At 34.0% G+C, this 19,558-nt stretch carries 20 protein-coding genes and 1 pseudogene; 3 read left to right on the forward strand and 18 right to left on the reverse strand.

Annotated features, from left to right (window positions below; translation table 11 throughout):
• Positions 1-5: 5 nt before the first annotated feature.
• The 9 genes and pseudogenes from AB8S09_RS00265 to AB8S09_RS00305 all read right to left on the reverse strand — a co-directional run bounded on the left by AB8S09_RS00265 (position 6) and on the right by AB8S09_RS00305 (position 6,950).
• Positions 6-158 carry a hypothetical protein gene (locus AB8S09_RS00265; protein WP_294180564.1) on the reverse strand — a complete coding sequence of 51 codons (153 nt, stop codon included), beginning with the start codon at positions 156-158 and terminating at the stop codon, positions 6-8.
• 128 nt (positions 159-286) lie between these two features.
• Complete coding sequence (locus AB8S09_RS00270; protein WP_369868296.1) at positions 287-886, reverse strand: TetR/AcrR family transcriptional regulator; 600 nt, start codon at positions 884-886, stop codon at positions 287-289.
• A 72-nt stretch (positions 887-958) separates the two neighbouring features.
• Positions 959-1,576: a VanZ family protein gene (locus AB8S09_RS00275; RefSeq protein ID WP_369868297.1), complete on the reverse strand. Its 618-nt coding sequence runs from the start codon at positions 1,574-1,576 to the stop codon at positions 959-961.
• A 115-nt stretch (positions 1,577-1,691) separates the two neighbouring features.
• Positions 1,692-2,504, reverse strand: coding sequence for a class I SAM-dependent methyltransferase (locus tag AB8S09_RS00280; RefSeq protein ID WP_369868298.1), 813 nt, complete (start codon positions 2,502-2,504; stop codon positions 1,692-1,694).
• Between the two features lie 163 nt (positions 2,505-2,667).
• A complete protein-coding gene (locus AB8S09_RS00285) occupies positions 2,668-3,999 on the reverse strand; it encodes a DUF4434 domain-containing protein (RefSeq protein ID WP_369868299.1) in 1,332 nt (443 codons plus the stop codon).
• Entirely contained in the window at positions 3,996-4,709 is a 714-nt protein-coding gene (locus AB8S09_RS00290; RefSeq protein WP_294180554.1) for an SGNH/GDSL hydrolase family protein, read from the reverse strand. The genes AB8S09_RS00285 and AB8S09_RS00290 overlap by 4 nt, the downstream gene beginning before the upstream one ends.
• A 29-nt stretch (positions 4,710-4,738) precedes the next feature.
• A complete protein-coding gene (locus AB8S09_RS00295) occupies positions 4,739-5,029 on the reverse strand; it encodes an Imm53 family immunity protein (RefSeq protein WP_369868300.1) in 291 nt (96 codons plus the stop codon).
• Positions 5,030-5,289: 260 nt separating this feature from the next.
• Positions 5,290-6,151, reverse strand: a pseudogene (locus AB8S09_RS00300) (pirin family protein).
• Positions 6,152-6,233: 82 nt separating this feature from the next.
• Positions 6,234-6,950: an EcsC family protein gene (locus AB8S09_RS00305; RefSeq protein ID WP_294180549.1), complete on the reverse strand. Its 717-nt coding sequence runs from the start codon at positions 6,948-6,950 to the stop codon at positions 6,234-6,236.
• Positions 6,951-7,130: 180 nt separating this feature from the next.
• Between AB8S09_RS00305 and AB8S09_RS00310 the strand changes: the two genes are divergently transcribed.
• A complete protein-coding gene (locus tag AB8S09_RS00310; RefSeq protein ID WP_369868301.1) occupies positions 7,131-8,012 on the forward strand; it encodes a VIT1/CCC1 transporter family protein in 882 nt (293 codons plus the stop codon).
• Between the two features lie 77 nt (positions 8,013-8,089).
• Here AB8S09_RS00310 and gap read toward each other — a convergent pair whose 3' ends face one another.
• Entirely contained in the window at positions 8,090-9,148 is a 1,059-nt protein-coding gene (gene gap / locus AB8S09_RS00315; RefSeq protein ID WP_294180546.1) for a type I glyceraldehyde-3-phosphate dehydrogenase, read from the reverse strand.
• Between the two features lie 371 nt (positions 9,149-9,519).
• Here gap and gltX point away from each other — a divergent pair, with 371 nt between their 5' ends.
• Complete coding sequence (gene gltX / locus AB8S09_RS00320) at positions 9,520-10,974, forward strand: glutamate--tRNA ligase (RefSeq protein WP_294180544.1); 1,455 nt, start codon at positions 9,520-9,522, stop codon at positions 10,972-10,974.
• A gap of 39 nt (positions 10,975-11,013) precedes the next feature.
• On the opposite strand, the gene AB8S09_RS00325 is transcribed toward gltX, so the two are convergent.
• Genes AB8S09_RS00325 through purB form a run of 3 tightly spaced genes read right to left on the reverse strand, consistent with a single transcriptional unit; the run spans position 11,014 to position 14,836 of the window.
• A complete protein-coding gene (locus tag AB8S09_RS00325; protein ID WP_369868302.1) occupies positions 11,014-11,916 on the reverse strand; it encodes a hypothetical protein in 903 nt (300 codons plus the stop codon).
• Between the two features lie 54 nt (positions 11,917-11,970).
• The gene (locus tag AB8S09_RS00330; protein WP_294180541.1) at positions 11,971-13,413 is read right to left on the reverse strand and encodes an NAD(P)/FAD-dependent oxidoreductase; all 1,443 of its coding nucleotides are present in this window, start codon (positions 13,411-13,413) and stop codon (positions 11,971-11,973) included.
• Positions 13,406-14,836, reverse strand: a complete 1,431-nt coding sequence (gene purB / locus AB8S09_RS00335) for an adenylosuccinate lyase (protein ID WP_294180539.1) — start codon at positions 14,834-14,836, stop codon at positions 13,406-13,408. Before purB ends, AB8S09_RS00330 begins: the two co-directional genes overlap by 8 nt.
• Before the next feature lie 220 nt (positions 14,837-15,056).
• On the opposite strand from purB, the gene AB8S09_RS00340 reads away from it, so the two are divergent.
• A complete protein-coding gene (locus AB8S09_RS00340; RefSeq protein WP_294180538.1) occupies positions 15,057-15,278 on the forward strand; it encodes a DUF378 domain-containing protein in 222 nt (73 codons plus the stop codon).
• A gap of 76 nt (positions 15,279-15,354) precedes the next feature.
• On the opposite strand, the gene AB8S09_RS00345 is transcribed toward AB8S09_RS00340, so the two are convergent.
• The 5 genes from AB8S09_RS00345 to AB8S09_RS00365 form a co-directional block, all read right to left on the reverse strand.
• The gene (locus AB8S09_RS00345) at positions 15,355-15,618 is read right to left on the reverse strand and encodes an HPr family phosphocarrier protein (protein WP_294180537.1); all 264 of its coding nucleotides are present in this window, start codon (positions 15,616-15,618) and stop codon (positions 15,355-15,357) included.
• Positions 15,619-15,724: 106 nt separating this feature from the next.
• On the reverse strand, positions 15,725-16,918 hold the full coding sequence (locus AB8S09_RS00350; RefSeq protein WP_369868303.1) for a pyridoxal phosphate-dependent aminotransferase: 1,194 nt from the start codon (positions 16,916-16,918) through the stop codon (positions 15,725-15,727).
• A gap of 42 nt (positions 16,919-16,960) precedes the next feature.
• Positions 16,961-17,317 (reverse strand): EamA family transporter, encoded by a 357-nt coding sequence (locus tag AB8S09_RS00355; RefSeq protein ID WP_369868304.1) that lies wholly within the window; start codon positions 17,315-17,317, stop codon positions 16,961-16,963.
• Positions 17,314-18,606, reverse strand: coding sequence for a hypothetical protein (locus AB8S09_RS00360; protein WP_369868305.1), 1,293 nt, complete (start codon positions 18,604-18,606; stop codon positions 17,314-17,316). The genes AB8S09_RS00355 and AB8S09_RS00360 overlap by 4 nt, the downstream gene beginning before the upstream one ends.
• Before the next feature lie 22 nt (positions 18,607-18,628).
• Positions 18,629-19,489 (reverse strand): decaprenyl-phosphate phosphoribosyltransferase, encoded by an 861-nt coding sequence (locus AB8S09_RS00365; protein WP_294180533.1) that lies wholly within the window; start codon positions 19,487-19,489, stop codon positions 18,629-18,631.
• Positions 19,490-19,558 lie beyond the last annotated feature (69 nt).

Below are 19,558 nucleotides of genomic sequence, written 5' to 3' on the forward strand. Positions count from 1 at the left end.
AATAATCACTCACTCCTTTTCAATAAATTTCTATTAACTAAATTTAGGGCGGCAAGAGAAATGGTTCCCATGACAAACAGCGTAATAAACAAGGTATTCATCTGTCTGAACAACCACAGCTGGACAATGAATATGATTATTGTTCTCACTGATTTCATATCATCAACCTGCTTTCAAGTTATTCATAACCTGCTTTAACTATACTATTTATCTATGAAAAAGTAAATATTTTTTCATAGATAAGATGTACCATAATTTCACTGTTCTGCAAAAAACTTATCTCATGCTAAGAATCAGCTGTTCCTGCTATTTTCCCAATTAAATTGTCACAGACTTCCACATATAATTTTTCAAACACACTTTCATCCATTACGTACCATTTCATGGCCACAACTCCAAACAGGGCCAGTATCCCATATATTTCCTCATTGGATCCATTTAAATAAATGCCCTTCTCTTCCCATATTTCTCTGAGCTTCTGTATGAAAGCCAGGTTTTCTCTTTTATTTGTATCTTCCGTATCAAGAAGTACTTCATCTACAAGGTTATATGATTCCCTGGCTTCATACAATTTGTTTTCCCTGGCTTTTTCCTGAAACTTGTCTGCAATCTCTATAAAAAAATCTCTTGGTCTTATATGACATTTTTTTACCCAGTCAATTATCTTTGCACGTATTCTATTTTTTTCATCATTTAAAATCTCCCTGTAAAGGGATTCCTTGTTTTCAAAAAAAGTATAAAACCCTCCCAGGGAAATCCCTGACTCTTTAGTCAGCTTCTGAATCCGGAAATTCTTAAAGCCCTCTTTTTCAAACATTTCCTTTCCCAGTTGTTTGATCCTTATTTTAAGTTTTTCTCTTTCTTCTTCCGTATATGCCCTGCCCATTACAACACTCTCCAAATTACAAAACAATTTACAAATTAATTATAAGTATATCATAAAAGCATTACAGATAAACTAATATGAAAAAAAAACACATATAAAAGCAATCACAATGTATAAATGTGGTTCTAATTTACTAATAAAAGTATCGCTAGGTAAACTTTTAACTACTGTTTTATCAGCTAATTTATAAAAAATCTCTCTAAGACTATTAAAAACTACCCAACCGCATACAGTTCCTAAAGTATTAAAAATTAAATCATTTATATCAAAAGTACGATTTCTTGTAAACAATTGGCTTACTTCGATAATAAGAGAAAAAGTGAATCCATAACAAAATGTTGGCAATAACTTACGGTATTTATCCCACAAAGTTGGCAAAAAGATTCCAAAAGGCATAAATAATATAATATTTAGTATACTTGTAATGTCCAATGAATCTTTAAAGGGCACTAAATTCATATTATCAGTATGAAATATTGGTTGTCCTTGATTTAAACTTATTTTACATTCAAACCAAGAAGGAACACCTACTTGTACTAAATTAATCATAAGATACAATATAAAAAGATACCCGAATAAGCGGTGTTGCCATAATATTTTCTTTCCAAACTTCTTACTATTTTTCTTCAACATAATATTTAATACCGCTACTAAAAAAAATGGTATTAATAATATTAGAAGACTTACCATACTCTTTCCCCTTTCTAATTTTTAGGATATGTGTTTAATTGCACCTCCCCTCTATAATAATAACGATTTTAAAAGAAAAAACACTTCATATTTTCGGGAACTAAAAATATTCAATTTATTTTTTGCCGTAGATCAGTGCTGTACTGCCCAGCATAAATGGAAGTTTAAGTATTCTGGGTATGTTTATCTCATCTTCTGACTTTATAACTGCAATTTCAGATATATTTTCATTTTTCAATTCCTCAACGAATTCATCTATATTCCCATAAAGATTTTTATCCAGAAAAAGATCATGGAAGGTAAAAGCCCCTCCCTTTTTAACTACTCTGAGAGCTTCCTTCACCACCAATCTTTTATCTTTCTGGCTCTTTACCTCATGAAATACAAAATTGCTTACGGCAGCATCAAAGTATTCATCTTCAAATGGAAGAGCTGCTGCATCACCTCTTGTAAAATCAATTCTGTCATCAACTCTTTCAAGGCTGGCATTTCGTCTGCACTGTGCCTCTCCATAATCCCATTCTATTCCCCAGTAATCAATTCCCACAAGTTTTGCCCTTTGATACTTTTTTGCCGCCTTTACAGTCATTGCCCCGCTTCCACAGCCGATATCCAGAAGTTTTCCGCTCCCGTCCCATTGTAGATGTCCAAGTACATAATCCAGTATTTTTGAAGAAACAGCCCCTCCGTTATAAGAAAACAAGTACCGGGAGATCAGCATATAAAGCAAAAATGCCATAACAATTAGTGTAATTGCCAAAGCAAGTATTCGCAGGATCCATAAAATATAGACAGGTAAATTCATCAAAAAGGAAAATTTTCCAAAGCTAACTATGCTGATACATATCATTATAATAGACAAGATACCTAGTACATATATGATTTTTAGAGGAACCCAGTTCCCATAATCAGGTTGTTTGACATCCATTTTACCGCCCCTTTCAATATTTCAACTAAAATAAGTCATACAGCTTTCTGAGAAATAAAAGATCCTATAATAGATGATAATGAATATCATTTATTATAGGATAACATATTTTATAAAAAATATGAAGACAATAGCCCCAATACCAGGATAATATACAATACTTTTACGCTGTAATTTTTTTTGATACATTACCCCAAAAATCCACGGTCTCTATTTGATATTTAGATTTTACCGAAATATCTTCATACACGAATTTTCCAAATACCTGTCCCTTATTCCCCCCATATTTTCTCTGTACAACAGGGTGATATATTTCTTTTCCATTGCAATATAACCTGTATCCTGCTGCATTTCCGGATATTTCCCACCGAATTAAAACTTTCCCGTCCATCCTGTCAATCTTAACCCATTTAGGTGGCTCCGGTCTTCTATTGGAAATTTCATGATTGTACAAATATCTTTTATAAGCTCTGTGAAAACCACCATTTATGTTACTAGGGCTATAATAGTGGCTGTAAGAAAAAGTAATTATATCATCTACAAATGGGCTTTCAAGTTTCATCTGTCTTATAAATCTTTTAATGAATGCACTTGACCAATTATTGTGATCAAAAGTCTCCACATTGGCCCAAAATAAAACTTTCTTTTTTGATTTTACAGCTTCTCCAAGAGCTTGAAACCAATTTTTTACCTGGTTTATATCAAGTCCGCCGCCTCCCACTGAATCCTGCGGACAGAATATATCTCCTCTCTTCAAACCAGCTGTCTTAAAAAAATGTTCCCAATTATCCGCATAGGTCTTCGGAGTTGAATATTCTGAATTCATAAAAGGCGATATCATAAAGGGCAGCCGCATATTATTTTTGTCCATATATTTCAAATTTATATTCACCGCATTGGCCAATATCTCAAAATCCCTGAAATTTTTAAAATTGAGATTATCCACTTCATAAGTCCAATACCATCCATAAAAAGCATTTTTATATTTATCATGGTATTTTTCATACAGTTCCCGCACTACCATATTTCCCTTCTTCATCTGTTCATATAACCATTTTGGTTTTCTGGGCCCAATTTTCCACCATAAAACATTATAATCGATCCCAAGAAATACTCTAAAGCCCAACCTCTCACAATTTCTCAGACAGATATCAACTATATCCACTTTTTCCACCCTGTTACCATTTTCCGTTGAGATCCCATACACTCTTCTTATATTTTGATTTTGAACCACAAAAGTATTCATTACAATATATTTCATTTTAACTTCTTTTAAATATGAAAGTTCTCTCTGCCACTGAAAATCGTCCCATTCCGTTACCATATCAGGTTGAATAAATGTACCTGATGCTTTTGGAAAATTATCCTGTTTTTTTTCACCACGGCAGTCAAATATTTTGTAAAAAGGACTTCTTAACATAAACGCAATCACCAACCACGCATATTCACATTCACATAAAATTAATATGCTCATCATGCCCACATTATTCTTCAAATCAATAAAAAGCTATAATTGTCCTTGACAAAATTGAGTATTATGCTGGCAATAAGAGAATGCCCTTCCATGTTGGGGTGAATGCCATCCATACATAAAAATTTACTATAGTCATTTTGTTTGAGAATTCCAGATCGTACATCAATTAAACTAGTCTTTGTCTTATGTGCCACCCTTGTAATCATTTCGCTGTATTTTCTGTGCCAATTGTAAATTTCTATTTTAGATCCCAGCCACTTTAAAACATTTTTTTCAGCTGTCTCATTTCCTTTCGTTATCCAATTAAAATATCTTTTATAATCTATTGGGGGAAGTGTCATAAGCACTGGAGTTATATTGGATTCGTCAAAAGTATATATCATATCGGACAATATATCACGAAAAGTTAGAATATCTGTCTTGGGCTTGTGTTTGGAATCAGGATCATCGGCTATATTTTTCCAGTTAAAATCGCAGTCATTTCCACCAAATTCTATCAATACGATATCCGGGGTCTTTTTTATAACATCATTGTACATTTTCTTTACTCCCCTTTTGATTGTACTTCCAAACCTGCCAGAATTACATACTGTACCCTTAATATGCCTTCCAACTAGATTGGCAAAGCAATTTTTGAGATTTGAATACCTTCTTTTTCTGCTGTCATATACAACTCCTTCTGTTATTGAATCACCAAAAACAACTAAATTATAATTCTTTTTTGTCTCCATATTATTTTACCTCCCTCAAAATACACGAATTAAGCTTTTCTGGCTTTTATCCAGCAATAAAATACCTTCAAAATATCCTCCAGGTTCTGAACTCCACCGCTGCCCTTAAACAGTCCATTTTTTTTGGTACATTTAAACCAATTGCTGCGGCTCTTTCTCATGTACACAGTTTGAAAACTTCTATTTTCATAAGCCGTTTCAAATAAGTCAATGCATACGCACCACCCGGAATTATCTACGGTTTCTATATGTATTCCCATGCACATGCTGTTTTGGGATATATTTTTATACCATTCTTGAAGAACTTCTATAATAGGCATAATCTGCTCCTTTTAATTTCGATCTGAATATTTATTACTTTACCTAATGCACAGTGCACAATTGGCATCTTTTATATGAATATAATATCATATATATTTATATATTTCAACATATAGTTTTAATAACTACATATCTTTATACAGGTTAATTTTTGAAAATTGGAAGAGTTTCCACAAGGATGATAATGCAGACGTGGAATTGGTGAAGCAGATAATTTTACACAATTATCTGCTGTTTTAATGCAAAAACTGCAGCTGACCTAGTTAGTATCTTTAGCGTCCTTTATAAAGGTTCCACTGTCAATTTCTTCAAAAGCCTTTTCAAGTTCCTCCCTGGTATTCATAACAATAGGTCCTCCCCAGGCTACAGGTTCTTTAAGAGGATTTGCTATAAATATCGTAAAACGCATTCCATCTTTTCCGGAATGAATCCTGACTTCTTCTCCCGTATTAAATAGAACTGCACTTTTTCCCTGAATACAACAACGTTCTTCATTTTTGTCAAAATATCCATATCCGCTAAAAATATATACAAATACAGTGTATTCAGCATCAGTTTTAATAGACCATTCAGCATCTTTTTCCATATTAACATCCAAAATGCCAGCTTTTACATACTCTCCTCTAAAAGCTCCATGAGTGTCCCCATAGTGTCCCGAAATTATCCTTACGCTAAAATCTTTTCTTTTTATTTCAGGTATACTGTCCTTTTTTATGTCATTGTACTTTGGAGTACACATCTTGTCCTTTTGCGGTATATTTATCCAAAGCTGAAATCCCAGCATTTTCTTCGAAGGCTGCGGCATTTCCTGATGGATTATTCCACTTCCGGCTGTCATCCACTGACAGCAGCCATCCTCAATCACACCTTTATTGCCAAGACTGTCTCCGTGTTCGATTTTTTCCGCTCATCAGATAGGTAACAGTCTCAATCCCCCTGTGGGGGTGCCATGGAAATCCTTTTACATAATCCTTTGGATTTTCCGAATCAAAAACATCCAGCATCAAAAAAGGATCAAATTCTTCAACTGTATCCAGTGCCAGTACCCGTAAAAGCCTCACTCCTGCACCATCCTGCTGTATTTTTCCCTTTACTATTTTTCTTACCGTTCTAACTGACATACGATATTCCTCCTCCAAATAATGTTATAATCTGTATACTGTTTTTATTATAACATCATCAGTGAACTAAAACTCATAAAAGTTATTTAAAAACCCTGAGCCTGTAGGCATTCATGGCAGTACTACCCAGCTGATTCATCAGTTTATAATTGGCATAAGCCCCTATTGCCGCCCCAATGCCGGGAATAATCTGGAGCATCTTTGCAATGTCAATATAATCTCTGTATTCCTGTTGAAATGTCTTCCAGTCAAAATCATCCCTGTTTTTAGGAAGCGATCTGCAATAACTATCCCATTCTGAAATTATCTCATAAACTTCTCTCCTTCTGCTCTGGCTTGAAAATGCTATTTGGAATATATACAGTATGTACAGCCGTTCTTTGTAATTTTTTACATTGAAACTATAAATACCGGCAGTATCAAACAAAAATTTCATTTTCAGTCCAAGCAATATGGGAAAATCAGCTAAGCCTACAATAATTCCAGCTCCTCCGGTACCTGCACCGCTTATTGCAGCCGCACTCCTGTAAAACTTCATTTTCCCCTTCACTAAATTCTCCCTGGATTCTAAATTCATATTGTGAATAGGAGTTCCAGAGGTATATTTATATCCAAATATAACTGTTTTGACCATACTTTTTATGGACTTGGTAATTATATTCTGACCTTTTTCAGGGATGAACCTGTTTAATTTTTCCTGAACTCTTTTTGTAAATTCATTTGTAGAGCTAGGTTTTTTTAACATTTCCTTCTTCCACCGGAGTAACTCTTCAAGAGCCCCGTCCTCATATAAATTCATATAAATTTCTCCTATACTTATTTACTTATTTTTTGCGTAATCTTATTTTACTATACATTTATAATTATTATAACCATTATAAGTTGTTTCCAACTTGTAAGTACAGAATTACAGTATTATAATAGATGTTACATACTTCCTTTTGAAGTAAAATAAACATATAAAAAGGTCGTAGATAAAATGGAAATAAACAGTGATCTAAATGAAATTTTGGTAAAAATGCAGCAGAGAGAAATAACTGAAAGACAGATATATATAAATGTAGCTAAAATAGCAAAAGATGAAAGCAACAAAAAAATACTTTTAAAAATAGCGGAAGATGAAAAACAGCATTACAAATTTATAAGAACATATACCGATAAAGAGATCCCACCTGATAAAAAGAAGGTATGGTTCTATTCTATTATAGCAAGGATTTTTGGATTTACCTTTGCTGTAAAGCAAATGGAAGGACGAGAAACTGAAGCTATAAAGGGTTACAGTTATGGTAAGCTGTCAAAGCCTCTCCCGGAATTTTCAAGGATTGCAAAGGATGAAGAAAAACATGAGTTTCTATTGCTTGACATGCTTGATGAGGAAAAGCTCAAATACATAGGTTCCATAGTACTTGGACTAAATGATGCCCTTGTGGAAATAACGGGAAGTGTTGCAGGTTTTACTCTTTCCATGGCAAATACCAAAGTGATTGCATTGGCCGGAATAATCACAGGAACATCTGCCACTCTTTCCATGGCTGCCAGCGAATATATTGCCGAGAAGGCAGAAAATACAAAAAGCGCCATGAAATCCAGTATTTATACCGGAGCTTCCTATTTAATAACCGTTATCCTGCTCATACTTCCATTTCTTCTTATGCCAAAAGACATGTATATACCGGCACTTATTTTGACTCTTGTCATCGCTATAATCATAATATCCATTTTCAACTATTATATATCCGTAGCAAAGGGATTCAATTTCAAGCAGAGATTTGCTCAAATGGCAGGGGTAAGCTTGGGAGTTGCTCTTTTTTCCTTCATCGTGGGCTTAATAGTAAAAAATATATTTGGAATAAATCTATAAAAATAATGGATAGCTTGTAAGAAGCTACCCATTATTTTATATTAATTATTATAGGAAAATTTATGATTTGGCTAAAATTATATTCTATCTGGAACCTTTTCTTTTTCAGAAGTGATTTCAGATTCCCTTTCCATTTCTTCTGCCACATAATTGACAAGATCTACCGTTCTGCAGGAATAAGCCCACTCATTGTCATACCAGGATATTACCTTAGCCATATTTCCTGATGTCATAGTCGAAAGGCCGTCGATTATGGAAGATCTGTCATCTCCCTTATAATCTACTGACACCAGAGGCTCGTCAGAATACCCCAATATTCCTTCCATAGGTCCTTCAGCTGCCCTCTTAAAAGCTTTGTTTATCTCCTCTACAGTAACAGGTTTTGAAAGCTGACATACTAAATCTGTAACAGACACTGTAGCCGTAGGTACCCTAAAAGCAAGTCCATTTAGTTTCCCCTTCAAATTTGGAAGCACCCTTGCAACTGATTTAGCTGCTCCTGTAGTAGTTGGAATTATGGATTGGCCAGCTGCTCTTGCCCTTCTCAGATCCTTATGGGTTTTGTCCAGTAATCTCTGATCGTTTGTATAGGAATGAACTGTAGTCATAAAACCATTTACAATACCGAAGTTTTCATCAAGCACTTTTGCAAAGGGAGCCAGACAATTAGTTGTACAAGATGCATTTGAAATAATATTGTGGGATTTTACATCAAACTCCTCTTCATTTACTCCCATGACTATTGTTATATCTTCACCTTTAGCAGGTGCTGTAATTATAACCTTTTTTGCCCCGGCTTCTATATGCTTATATAGACCTTCCCTAGTTTTAAATTTTCCTGTGGATTCTACTACTATATCCACATTTAACTTGTCCCAAGGTAAATTCTCAGGATCTTTTTCTCTAAAGATCTTTATTTCAGAACCATTTACAATCATGGAATTCTTCCCTACTTTTACATTTCCTCTAAACTTACCATAAGAGGAATCATATTTAAAAAGGTGTGCAAGAGTTTCATCATTTGCTCTAGCATTAATTGCTACGATGTCAACAGTTCCTTTCAATCTCTCCTGGGCAATTCTCAAAACCAACCTTCCTATTCTTCCAAAACCATTAATTGCAACTCTTATAGACATTACTTTTTTCCTCCCATAAAATACTTACCTAACCATTAAAATTTATTTTCTTCGCATTTATATATGATGTTTATATATATAATTATATACTATATATATTATATATGCAACATATATGCTATGTTATTTATATCAATAATACTCATATATGTCAAATTCACTTTTGCCCGCAATATTACAATGATCTATATATTTCAGATATTTAATCCAATTTACTTGCATTTACAAAGCAGCTAAATTAAAAATATCTTGACACAAGATCTCTATTATTATATCATTTAGAGGGTAGCGTCAAGCTCATACTCATGACCTTTCGTCTAAAACAAACGGATGAGAGGTTTTTACTTTAAAATAAATAGGGGTGAAAAAAAATGGCCAAGGTAAGAACTAGATTTGCACCGAGTCCCACAGGGTATATGCATGTAGGCAATCTAAGAACTGCCCTCTATACATATCTAATAGCAAAACATGCTGGAGGAGACTTTATACTCAGAATTGAAGATACGGATCAGGGAAGATTTGTAGAAGGTGCTTTAGATATAATTTACAATACTTTAAAAATTACAGGTTTAAAATATGACGAAGGACCAGACATAGGCGGCCCAGTAGGTCCATATGTACAAAGCCAGAGAACCGACATATATTTGAAATATGCAAAAAAACTAATAGAAACGGGAAAGGCTTATTATTGTTTTTGTACAAAGGAAAGAATTGATACACTTAGAGCCAATTCCAAGACATCAGGAGACTATAAGTATGACAAACACTGTCTTCACCTTTCAGAAAAAGAAGTAAAGGAAAAATTAGCTGCCGGTGTACCCCATGTTATAAGACAAAATAATCCTGAAACTGGTGTCACAACCTTTCACGATGAAATTTACGGGGACATATCCGTAGACAATTCTGAACTGGATGACATGATACTCATAAAATCCGACGGTTATCCAACTTATAATTTTGCAAATGTAATAGACGATCACCTCATGGGAATCACCCACGTAGTAAGAGGCAGCGAGTATCTCTCTTCGGCTCCAAAATACAACAGGTTATATGAAGCCTTTGGATGGCAGATTCCAAAATATATTCACTGTCCTCCAATAATGAAAGACCAACATCATAAATTGAGTAAAAGAAATGGTGATGCATCTTTTGAAGATCTGCTGGAAAAAGGATATCTTAAAGAAGCCGTCTTAAACTATATAGCCCTTTTAGGCTGGAATCCAGGAAGTGAAAAGGAAATTTTCAATTTAAAGGAGCTGGTGGAAAATTTCGATTACAGAAATATAAACAAATCGCCAGCAATATTTGACACGGTAAAATTAAAATGGATGAATGGACAGTATATCAAAAATATGCAATTAGAAGAATTTAATTCTCTTGCCATTCCCTATTACAAAAAAGTTATTTCAAAAGATTTGGATTTTATGAAAATCAGTAAATTGCTTAAAACCAGAATTGAAGTACTTACCGAAATACCTAATTTTCTGGATTTCTTTCAGGAACTTCCAGATTATCCTGTGGATATGTATATTCATAAGAGAATGAAAACAAATTTACAAAATTCACTTGTCACACTTGAAAAATTTCTTCCAAGAATGGAAGCACTCAATCCCTGGACTTTTGAAAATATAGAAAAATGTTGTATGAATTTAATATCGGATATGCAGGTTAAAAACGGAGTGGTGCTCTGGCCTATAAGGACAGCACTCTCAGGTAAAAAATCCACCCCCGGGGGAGCTTTTGAAATAGCAGATATCATAGGAAAAGAAGAATCAATAAAAAGAATAAAAATTGGAATTGAAAAGCTTAAAAATGCAAATAAATAGATATAAAAGGTACCTGGATCTGAAATTCCAGGTACTTTTTTAAGAGTTTTTACATCCATCTAATCTCGGTTCTTTTACAAATACTATCTTGCAAAACAATATAACAGTTTTATCCTCAACAATGACAAATCCCTTTCCCGTACCTGTAACAACCCTGTCAGACAGATATCTGAATTTGCCCTGACCCTGTGTCTGCATACTCACTCTTTTCCCGACAAGTTCGCTAAAATAATTTTGGAAAGACTTTTCCAGAGGGCAGCAATTTGTCATATCATCTTCGGTAAAACTTTCACTTATACTTACAGGCTCAGGAAGTATCATTCCAACTATATTTTTCACAGGCACCAGTACAATTTCACCTTTCACGTTTTTAAACTCGGCCAAGTTTTCATCTGCACATATTAAATCCAGCTGTTCAAAATTGCAGCTATCAACTCCCTCAACGGAAAGATCAACCTTTTTATCGACAAATTTATTCAGCAAATTTTTTATCTCGCCGCCGCATACTGAAAAGCTTTCATTTTTAGGCAATAATTTATCATTCCCCTGTAAGTCCTCCTGCTTCACATTTTCCGTATCTATGCTGTTTTTATTATCCTGAACTTCGTCATCCTGATCCATCTTTTCAATCTGTTCCCATACTTTTTTTTGTATTTCACCAGTGATTGGACCTTTATTCATATTTTTGGAATTTTCCCCAGCAGTCTTTTTGCCCTGTACGTTCCCCTTGTCCCTGTCATTGATGATATTTTTTTCTATGAATCCAATCAAATCCTTGAGATCAGCATATTCATCATGGTCACGGTAACGATGGGATCCGTCATGGTGGTGTGAGTCACCATAATACCTCTTATCATATCTCTCTATCCTCTTGATATATTTAGGCAGCATATAAAGAGCAATCTGAACCAGATCATCCGCATCATTTCTTGATCTTTTCAATATCAATACCTCCAAATCAAGTTTGCTATATTATCAAGATATGAAATTCAAGGGTTATTTGATATTCATCACATCCACCCGTCTTACCCTTTCGGAAAGTATGGAAGAACCCGGCCCTCTCTGCCTGACTTGCTCCTCAGGTATACCCATCTCTCTTGCTATAATTTTTCTGACTCTTGGACCGCAAAACGCTCCCTGGCACATACCCATTCCTGCTCTAGTACGACGTTTTACCCCGTCAATAGACATTATTTTTATGGATCTGTGCAGTGCATCTATAATTTCTGATTCTGTCACCTGTTCACACCTGCATATAATATGTTTATCAGGTTCCACCGCATTTATGTCACCTGCAAATTCTCTATCTTTTTTTACTATTATAGGTTTTCTATAGGGATTAAAATTGTCCTTTTCCTCCAATTTGACTCCCATATTGTCAAGTATGTTCACCACTTTTTCTGCTATGGCTGGTGAAGATGTGAGTCCTGGAGAATCTATGCCAGCTACATTTATAAATCCTTTTACTTCAGTTTCTTCTATTATAAAATCTCCGGTACTGCTTGTAGGCCTTATCCCAGCAAAAGAAGTTATGGCCTTTTTCATGTCAAAGCCCTTTACAGATTTTCTGGCAGTTTTGACAATATAATTTAAAATTTCCTGATTGGTGTTTACATCTTCCCTGTCTGAAATTTCCTGGGCATTAGGTCCTATCATCAAATTGCCATGATAAGTTGTAGTCACCAGAATACCCTTACCTTTTTCCGTGGGTACTTGAAATATTATACTGTTTACCAGATAGGACTGATCTTTATTAAAGAGTATATATTCTCCTTTTCTTGGAATTATATGAAAATAGTCCAATCCAACCATATTGGATATTTTATCACTGTAGACACCTGCTGCATTTATCACATATTTACACTCTATCCTCTCCTGGTTAGTAACTATTTCGAAATAATCTTTTCTTTTGTCTATACCTATAACTTTATTTTCAAGTTTCAAATTCACTCCATTTTCCACGGCATTTTCCGCCAACGCTATGGTAAATTCATAGGGAGAACAAACTCCTGAATTTCTGCAGTACAGAGCCCATTTAACATCTTTATTGACATATGGCTCCATTTGCTTCACTCTTTTTCCATCTATTATCTTCATTCCACCTACACCATTTTTTATACCGCTGGCATACAGCTTCTCGAGATGTTTTTTCTCTTCTTCAGAGAAAGCTATTACAAGGGAGCCTGTTTCTCTGTATCCAAAATTCAATTCCCTGTTCAACCTATCATACATCCTGTTTCCCCTTACACACAGTTCTGCCTTTAAAGTACCCGGTCTATCATCATAGCCCCCATGTACTATACCGCTGTTAGCTTTGGAAGCACCGCAGGATACATCATCTCGTTCTTCTATAAGACAAACTTTTAGCCTGTATTTGGAAAGCCTTCTTGCAATGGCTGATCCCTCTACACCTGCACCTATAATAGCAATGTCATACATTTATCTTGGCTTCCTTTCCCAGATACTTTTTATTATCCTCAAGCAGCGGATCAATCTGCCCCTTTATAAAATCCACTACCTGGCTTGGTGCCCTCCCGACAAATTTTTTAGGATCTACCAGGGATACTATTTCCTCCCTTTTCATCTTGAAAAACGGATCTTCTATAATTCTTTCCAGGAGATCATTTTCCAATCCTTCCGATTTTACCCTTTTGGCTGCTTCCATGGAGTGGACTCTGATCCTCTCATGAAGTTCCTGCCTGTCCCCTCCTCTTTTAACAGCTTCCATAATTATATTTTCCGTAGCCATAAACGGGAGTTCCTTAAATACATGAGATGCAATTGTCTTCGGATAAACTACCATATTTTCAGATATATTCATATACAAATTCAAAACACCATCCAGTGCCAGAAATGCTTCAGGCAAAACTATTCTCCTGTTTGCAGAATCATCCAGTGTCCTCTCAAACCACTGTGTGGATGCAGTTATCGCCGAATTCAAGGCATTTACAATCACATATCTGCATAGAGAACCCATTCTCTCAGATCTCATTGGGTTTCTCTTGTAAGCCATGGCAGAAGATCCTATCTGATTTTTTTCAAAAGGTTCTTCCATTTCTTTCATGCTCTGAAGTATTCTGAGATCATTGCTGAATTTATAGGCACTTTGTGCTATTTCCGAAAGAGTGTTCAGTATTATGGAATCAAGTTTTCTGGTGTAAGTCTGGCCTGTAACCATAAATTCTTGATTGAACCCCATTTTTTTTGTTACCATTTTATCCAGCATTTTTACTTTTTCCTCATTTCCGTCAAAGAGATCCATAAAACTGGCCTGGGTTCCCGTGGTGCCTTTTACTCCCCTAAATCTGATTTTATCTATGACAAAATCAATATTCTCTATATCCAGATATAGATCCTGTATCCAAAGACACGCTCTTTTTCCAACTGTGGTGAGTTGGGCAGGCTGAAGATGTGTAAAACCCAACGTAGGAAGATCTTTATATTTCAATGCAAAATTTTTCAGGTAGTTTATCACATTTAATATCTTGCCCCTTATTAAATAAAGTGCCCTTCTCATAATTATAAGATCCGTATTATCGCCTACATAACAGCTAGTTGCACCCAAATGTATTATTCCCTTTGCTTTGGGACACTGGAGTCCATAGGCATATACATGACTCATGACGTCATGGCGTACTTCTCTTTCTCTCTTTTCCGCATCTTCATAATTTATATTTTCCACATTGGCTTTTAACTCGTCTATCTGTTCAGAAGTTATATTAAGGCCAAGCTCCTTTTCACATTCTGCCAGGGCCACCCAAAGTTTTCTCCAAGTTTTAAATTTCATATCATCAGAAAATAGATAGCTCATTTCTTGAGAAGCATATCTTTTATTTAATGGATTATTGTATGTATCTCTCATTGCAAAATACCTCCGTACATATACTATGATTTATTTCTTTTCATTCACATTATACCATATATTTATTTTACATTACATAATTATATTCGTATAAATTTATAAAAACATGTAAATAGTTCTATTTTAGCAAGTTACTAATATACTTTAATTAGAAAAATATAATAGCATGGAGGTGAATATTTATTGAGCTGAAATAAATTCTGCCTCAATAGATAAAGTTATGTATAAATTCAGCATAATAGATAAAATTTCCTTAATATTAACCATCATAGGTGCAATAATTCTGGGTCTTGTAGGTCTGATTAATTTCAACATAATTCAAATCATATTTGGAGAGCCTGTCAATTTAATTGGAAGAATAATATATATAATCATAGGTGTGGCAGGTATCGACATGGTAATATTGCTTTTTAAAACTAAAAACAGCTGTAAAACAAAATGAGAAGACCTCTTAACCGGTCTTCTATTTCATTTCCAACAATTAATTTTTATAAATCATTGATAAACAGTAAAATCTATTACAATGTCTCCAATGAATCTATCAATTTAATAATTTCTTCCATAGCCAGTGATTCATCGCCGCCGGATGCAGTTATTTTAACAGTTGAATTCTTGGTCACTCCTAAGGAAAGCACTCCAATCAAGCTTTTTATATTCGCTTTTTTACCATCAAACTCTATTGATAAATCGGACTTAAATGAAGAAGCTTTCTTAACCAGCAGTGTTGCGGGTCTTGCATGTAATCCCGTCGGGCTTTTAACTATAACTTCTTTAGAAACCATCTAATACACCTCTATCTTAGTTTATTATTGTATTTTATAACATATCTCAGATCTTCCTAATCATTATACCATTTTTTAGTCATATTTGAATACTGATTTTTATATTTTATTTCAATTTATCTACGAACTGTTCTATTCTATCCAGACCTTTTTTTATATTTTCCATAGAAGTAGCATAAGATAATCTTACATATCCATCCAATCCAAATCCCAATCCTGGGACTACCGCGACTTTTTCCTTTTCAAGCAGCAGATTAGAAAATTCAAGTGAATTCCCTATCTTCTGTCCGTCAATAGTTTTTCCAAAAGTTTTCGATATATTCAGCATTACATAAAAAGCTCCCTCTGGTTTTAAACAGGACAGACTTGGAATCGTATCTATTTTCTCTATCATATACTGCCTTCTCTTTTTAAATTCATTTACCATTTTTTCAACTTGACTGTTTTCTCCATTGAGAGCCGCAAGTGCAGCATATTGGGCTACGGAATTTGGATTCCCCGTAGTATGGCTTTGAACATTGGACATGAGTTTGATTATATTCTTGTCTGCTGCACAATAGCCTATTCTCCATCCCGTCATAGCATAAGTTTTAGAAACACCATTTACAACAATTGTTCTCTTATAGGAATCCTCAGATATACTCGATATGCTGACGTGTTTACTGTCACCATAGATAAGTTTTTCATATATTTCATCTGACAAAATAAGTATATCCCTGCGCTTTGCAAAATCAGCTATTTTTTCCAGCTCTTCTCTTGAATAAATGCTGCCCGTAGGGTTATTGGGACTGTTTATCAGAATCATTTTAGTCCTTTCAGTATAAGCCCTTTCTAAATCCTCTACAGTATATTTGAAATTATTTTCCTCTTTTGTATTTACAAATGCCGGAACGCCATCTGAAAGCCTGACTAATTCAGGATAACTTACCCAATACGGAACAGGTATAATTACCTCATCCCCTGGATTTAAGACAGCTTCAAATGCATTGCAGAGGCACTGCTTTGCCCCTGTGGATATTATAATTTGATCTGTATTGTAATTCAAACCGTTGTCCCTTTTGAATTTTCTCGAGACAGCCTTTTTAAGTTCCAGAATTCCGGAAGCCGGCGTGTACTTTGTATGACCTTTCTTCATGGCATCTACAGCAGCTCTCTGAATATTTTCCGGAGTATTAAAATCCGGCTCTCCTGCACCAAATCCTATTACATCTATTCCAGTGGATTTCATTTCATTAGCTTTCGCAGTTATCTCCAGAGTTATAGATGACTTAATCTTTTCAGCTTTTTTCGACAATATCATTTTTTATTTCTCCCCCTTATTTAATTTACAGTTTACAAATCATCAACTTCTCGAAATCAATATTACCCCTATTATTATAAAACCAACTCCCAATACTCTTATAAAAGTTATATTTTCCTTGAATATAAAATAAGAAAAAAACATAGTTATCACATATCCTAAACTTACCATAGGATATGCATAGCTCAATTCAACTTTACTCAAAACTTTTATCCACAGGAGAAAACTCAATCCATAGGATATAATCCCAAGCATTACGGGAATATTCTTCAATATGCACAAAATACTTGGCAATATATATTTTAACGTAAAATCCAGCTGTAAATTTACTGCTCCGTATTTCACAAGCACCTGACCTATCGCTCCTAAAAATACCGACACCAATATCAATGAAATCATGATCTTATCCTCTTAAATTTAAATACTATATATTTTAATGCAAAATAAAAATAACAGACGAACACAAAAGTTTCAGGAAAAGCATACCTGCCCTGCCCTTCCGTTATAAAATAAACACAGGTGAACATGAAAAATAACATCATCATATACAATTTAAATTCATCCATCAAGTGGCTTTCACCTCTGAATATACTAAACAGTGTCTTTAAAAAATAAATTAAAATAAATACTACAGCAGGTAAGAAAACCAATACCCGTATAAAATTGCCGATTAAAAATACTAGATTATTCAAATTTTTATTTATTCCACTGCCATAGGTGCTGTATAAAATATCGTCTCCAAAGAGATATGTATTAAACAATCTTTTAAAACCAAGTTTTATAAATTGTGCAGGATGAGATTTTATCCATTTTTTTGCAGCATCCAGCAGCATCTTATTTTGTTGAGTTCTATTGGCACTTTTATATTGGCCGGTTTTTACTACAGAATTTTCAACCTGACTTGCATCCATCCATCTTCCATTACTGTTTCTTGAATTATTGTTTATGTACAAGACTATCCCGCCGTTATTGGAAACATAGGTAGGCTGGCCCATTAATTTCGTATTTCTATATATCCAGGGCGAAATGACAACTGCACACATTACAAGTACTACAAGGGAATTTTTCAAAGGCATAAAAAATTTTTTATACTTTATAATATCTACTAAAAATACAGCAAAGAAAAACACAATAAAGAAAGGTTTTACCATGGTATCCAATCCCGTAAGCACACCCATTAAAAAGTATTTATATTTTATATCTCCAAAATAAAGGCAAGTTATAATAAAGAGTATACTTGTAAACATCAATTCCGTACCTAAAATATTATTATATACTATATTGCTGGGGAAAAATACAAAAATAAAAAATATAATTTTTTTGTCTATCTCTCTCAACTTCACTTTAAATAAAATATATTTAAAACACATGTAATTTATAAAAGTAAAAAGTAAATTAAAAACTTTTGCTGTAAAAATACTGGCCCCAAATAATTTAAATACACCTGCCAGTACTATAGGATACCCCACCGAAGTATAAGTGTCGCCCCACTGGCCGCCATTTGCTATACTTACTGCCAAATTATAGTAATAGCTGAAATCTGAAAATGGAACTGACTTTACAAATATTATCCACAGTATGGATAATACCATTCCCAGAAATATAACCACATTATAATATATACCGCCATTTTTTCTATTTTCGTCCTTTATAACATCACTACTATTCCAAAAACCTTTAATTTCCATTATAAATTGATTTCCCTTCTGCCTACAGTTTAAGATATATTATAATTATAACAGCTATTATCCACAGTAGTATATTTATTAAAAATGGTACATCCCTTCCAAATACATCTTCCGGTTTTTCTCCTATGTTTTCCCTGTCCATTAAATATTCATATCTAAATATCCCATATAATACAAATGGTATAGTGAGCATCATCGTTCTGCTCTGTGTAGAAGAAAAAGTATAAAGGCAGTAAGCCATTAATGTGGATGGGTTAACTATAGTAAGCATTTTGTCGATATTTCTTACAGAATATTTTTCAAGTATTCTTCTGGAAGAAGTGCTCTTGTCTTTCAAAGCTATAATTTCACTTTTCCTCTTGTTAAGTCCTAAAAACAAGGATAAAAGCACCGTACATAAAATAAGCCAAGGTGATACTTGTACCCCCGTAGCCAAACTTCCGCTTGCAACTCTGAGAACAAATCCAAAGGCAATAGTCATAACATCTATTATTACTAAATTTTTGAGCATAAAAGAATACCATATATTTACCGCTATATATATTAAATATATCGATAAAATTTTTACATTTAAAAAAATGCAGGAAAAAAATACCACCAAAATAAACAGTACAATATCTAAAACAACTGCTGTCCTCTTAGATATACGTCCACTTGGAAGAGGTCTTTTCCTTTTACTTGGATGGCATTTATCTTTTTCAATATCCACAATATCATTTAATATATAGATTATAGAAGAGGTAAAACAAAACAGAACAAAAGTTATCACATTGATTTTCAGTAAGTTTAATTTTAGAAAATTTCCTGAAAAAATGATTGCTGCAAATACGAAAAAATTCTTAATCCACTGTTTAGGTCTCATCAGCTCAACTGCTGCCGCCATAATCTTTCCTCCAAACTTTATACATAAAACTATCACAACTATTAAAATTACTGTATATCTTTTTACATT

It is taken from the genome of Clostridium lapidicellarium (genome assembly GCF_041224415.1).
Lineage (GTDB): Bacteria > Bacillota > Clostridia > Clostridiales > Clostridiaceae > Clostridium_B > Clostridium_B lapidicellarium.

What these genes read in the sequence shown, in the direction of transcription:
- AB8S09_RS00265 (WP_294180564.1), bottom strand. Translation starts at nt 158, where the DNA reads ATGAAATCAGTGAGAACAATAATCATATTCATTGTCCAGCTGTGGTTG.
- AB8S09_RS00270 (WP_369868296.1), bottom strand. Translation starts at nt 886, where the DNA reads ATGGGCAGGGCATATACGGAAGAAGAAAGAGAAAAACTTAAAATAAGG.
- AB8S09_RS00275 (WP_369868297.1), bottom strand. Translation starts at nt 1,576, where the DNA reads ATGGTAAGTCTTCTAATATTATTAATACCATTTTTTTTAGTAGCGGTA.
- AB8S09_RS00280 (WP_369868298.1), bottom strand. Translation starts at nt 2,504, where the DNA reads ATGGATGTCAAACAACCTGATTATGGGAACTGGGTTCCTCTAAAAATC.
- AB8S09_RS00290 (WP_294180554.1), bottom strand. Translation starts at nt 4,709, where the DNA reads ATGGAGACAAAAAAGAATTATAATTTAGTTGTTTTTGGTGATTCAATA.
- AB8S09_RS00295 (WP_369868300.1), bottom strand. Translation starts at nt 5,029, where the DNA reads ATGCCTATTATAGAAGTTCTTCAAGAATGGTATAAAAATATATCCCAA.
- AB8S09_RS00305 (WP_294180549.1), bottom strand. Translation starts at nt 6,950, where the DNA reads ATGAATTTATATGAGGACGGGGCTCTTGAAGAGTTACTCCGGTGGAAG.
- AB8S09_RS00310 (WP_369868301.1), top strand. Translation starts at nt 7,131, where the DNA reads ATGGAAATAAACAGTGATCTAAATGAAATTTTGGTAAAAATGCAGCAG.
- gap (WP_294180546.1), bottom strand. Translation starts at nt 9,148, where the DNA reads ATGTCTATAAGAGTTGCAATTAATGGTTTTGGAAGAATAGGAAGGTTG.
- gltX (WP_294180544.1), top strand. Translation starts at nt 9,520, where the DNA reads ATGGCCAAGGTAAGAACTAGATTTGCACCGAGTCCCACAGGGTATATG.
- AB8S09_RS00330 (WP_294180541.1), bottom strand. Translation starts at nt 13,413, where the DNA reads ATGTATGACATTGCTATTATAGGTGCAGGTGTAGAGGGATCAGCCATT.
- purB (WP_294180539.1), bottom strand. Translation starts at nt 14,836, where the DNA reads ATGAGAGATACATACAATAATCCATTAAATAAAAGATATGCTTCTCAA.
- AB8S09_RS00340 (WP_294180538.1), top strand. Translation starts at nt 15,057, where the DNA reads ATGTATAAATTCAGCATAATAGATAAAATTTCCTTAATATTAACCATC.
- AB8S09_RS00345 (WP_294180537.1), bottom strand. Translation starts at nt 15,618, where the DNA reads ATGGTTTCTAAAGAAGTTATAGTTAAAAGCCCGACGGGATTACATGCA.
- AB8S09_RS00350 (WP_369868303.1), bottom strand. Translation starts at nt 16,918, where the DNA reads ATGATATTGTCGAAAAAAGCTGAAAAGATTAAGTCATCTATAACTCTG.
- AB8S09_RS00355 (WP_369868304.1), bottom strand. Translation starts at nt 17,317, where the DNA reads ATGATTTCATTGATATTGGTGTCGGTATTTTTAGGAGCGATAGGTCAG.
- AB8S09_RS00360 (WP_369868305.1), bottom strand. Translation starts at nt 18,606, where the DNA reads ATGGAAATTAAAGGTTTTTGGAATAGTAGTGATGTTATAAAGGACGAA.
- AB8S09_RS00365 (WP_294180533.1), bottom strand. Translation starts at nt 19,489, where the DNA reads ATGGCGGCAGCAGTTGAGCTGATGAGACCTAAACAGTGGATTAAGAAT.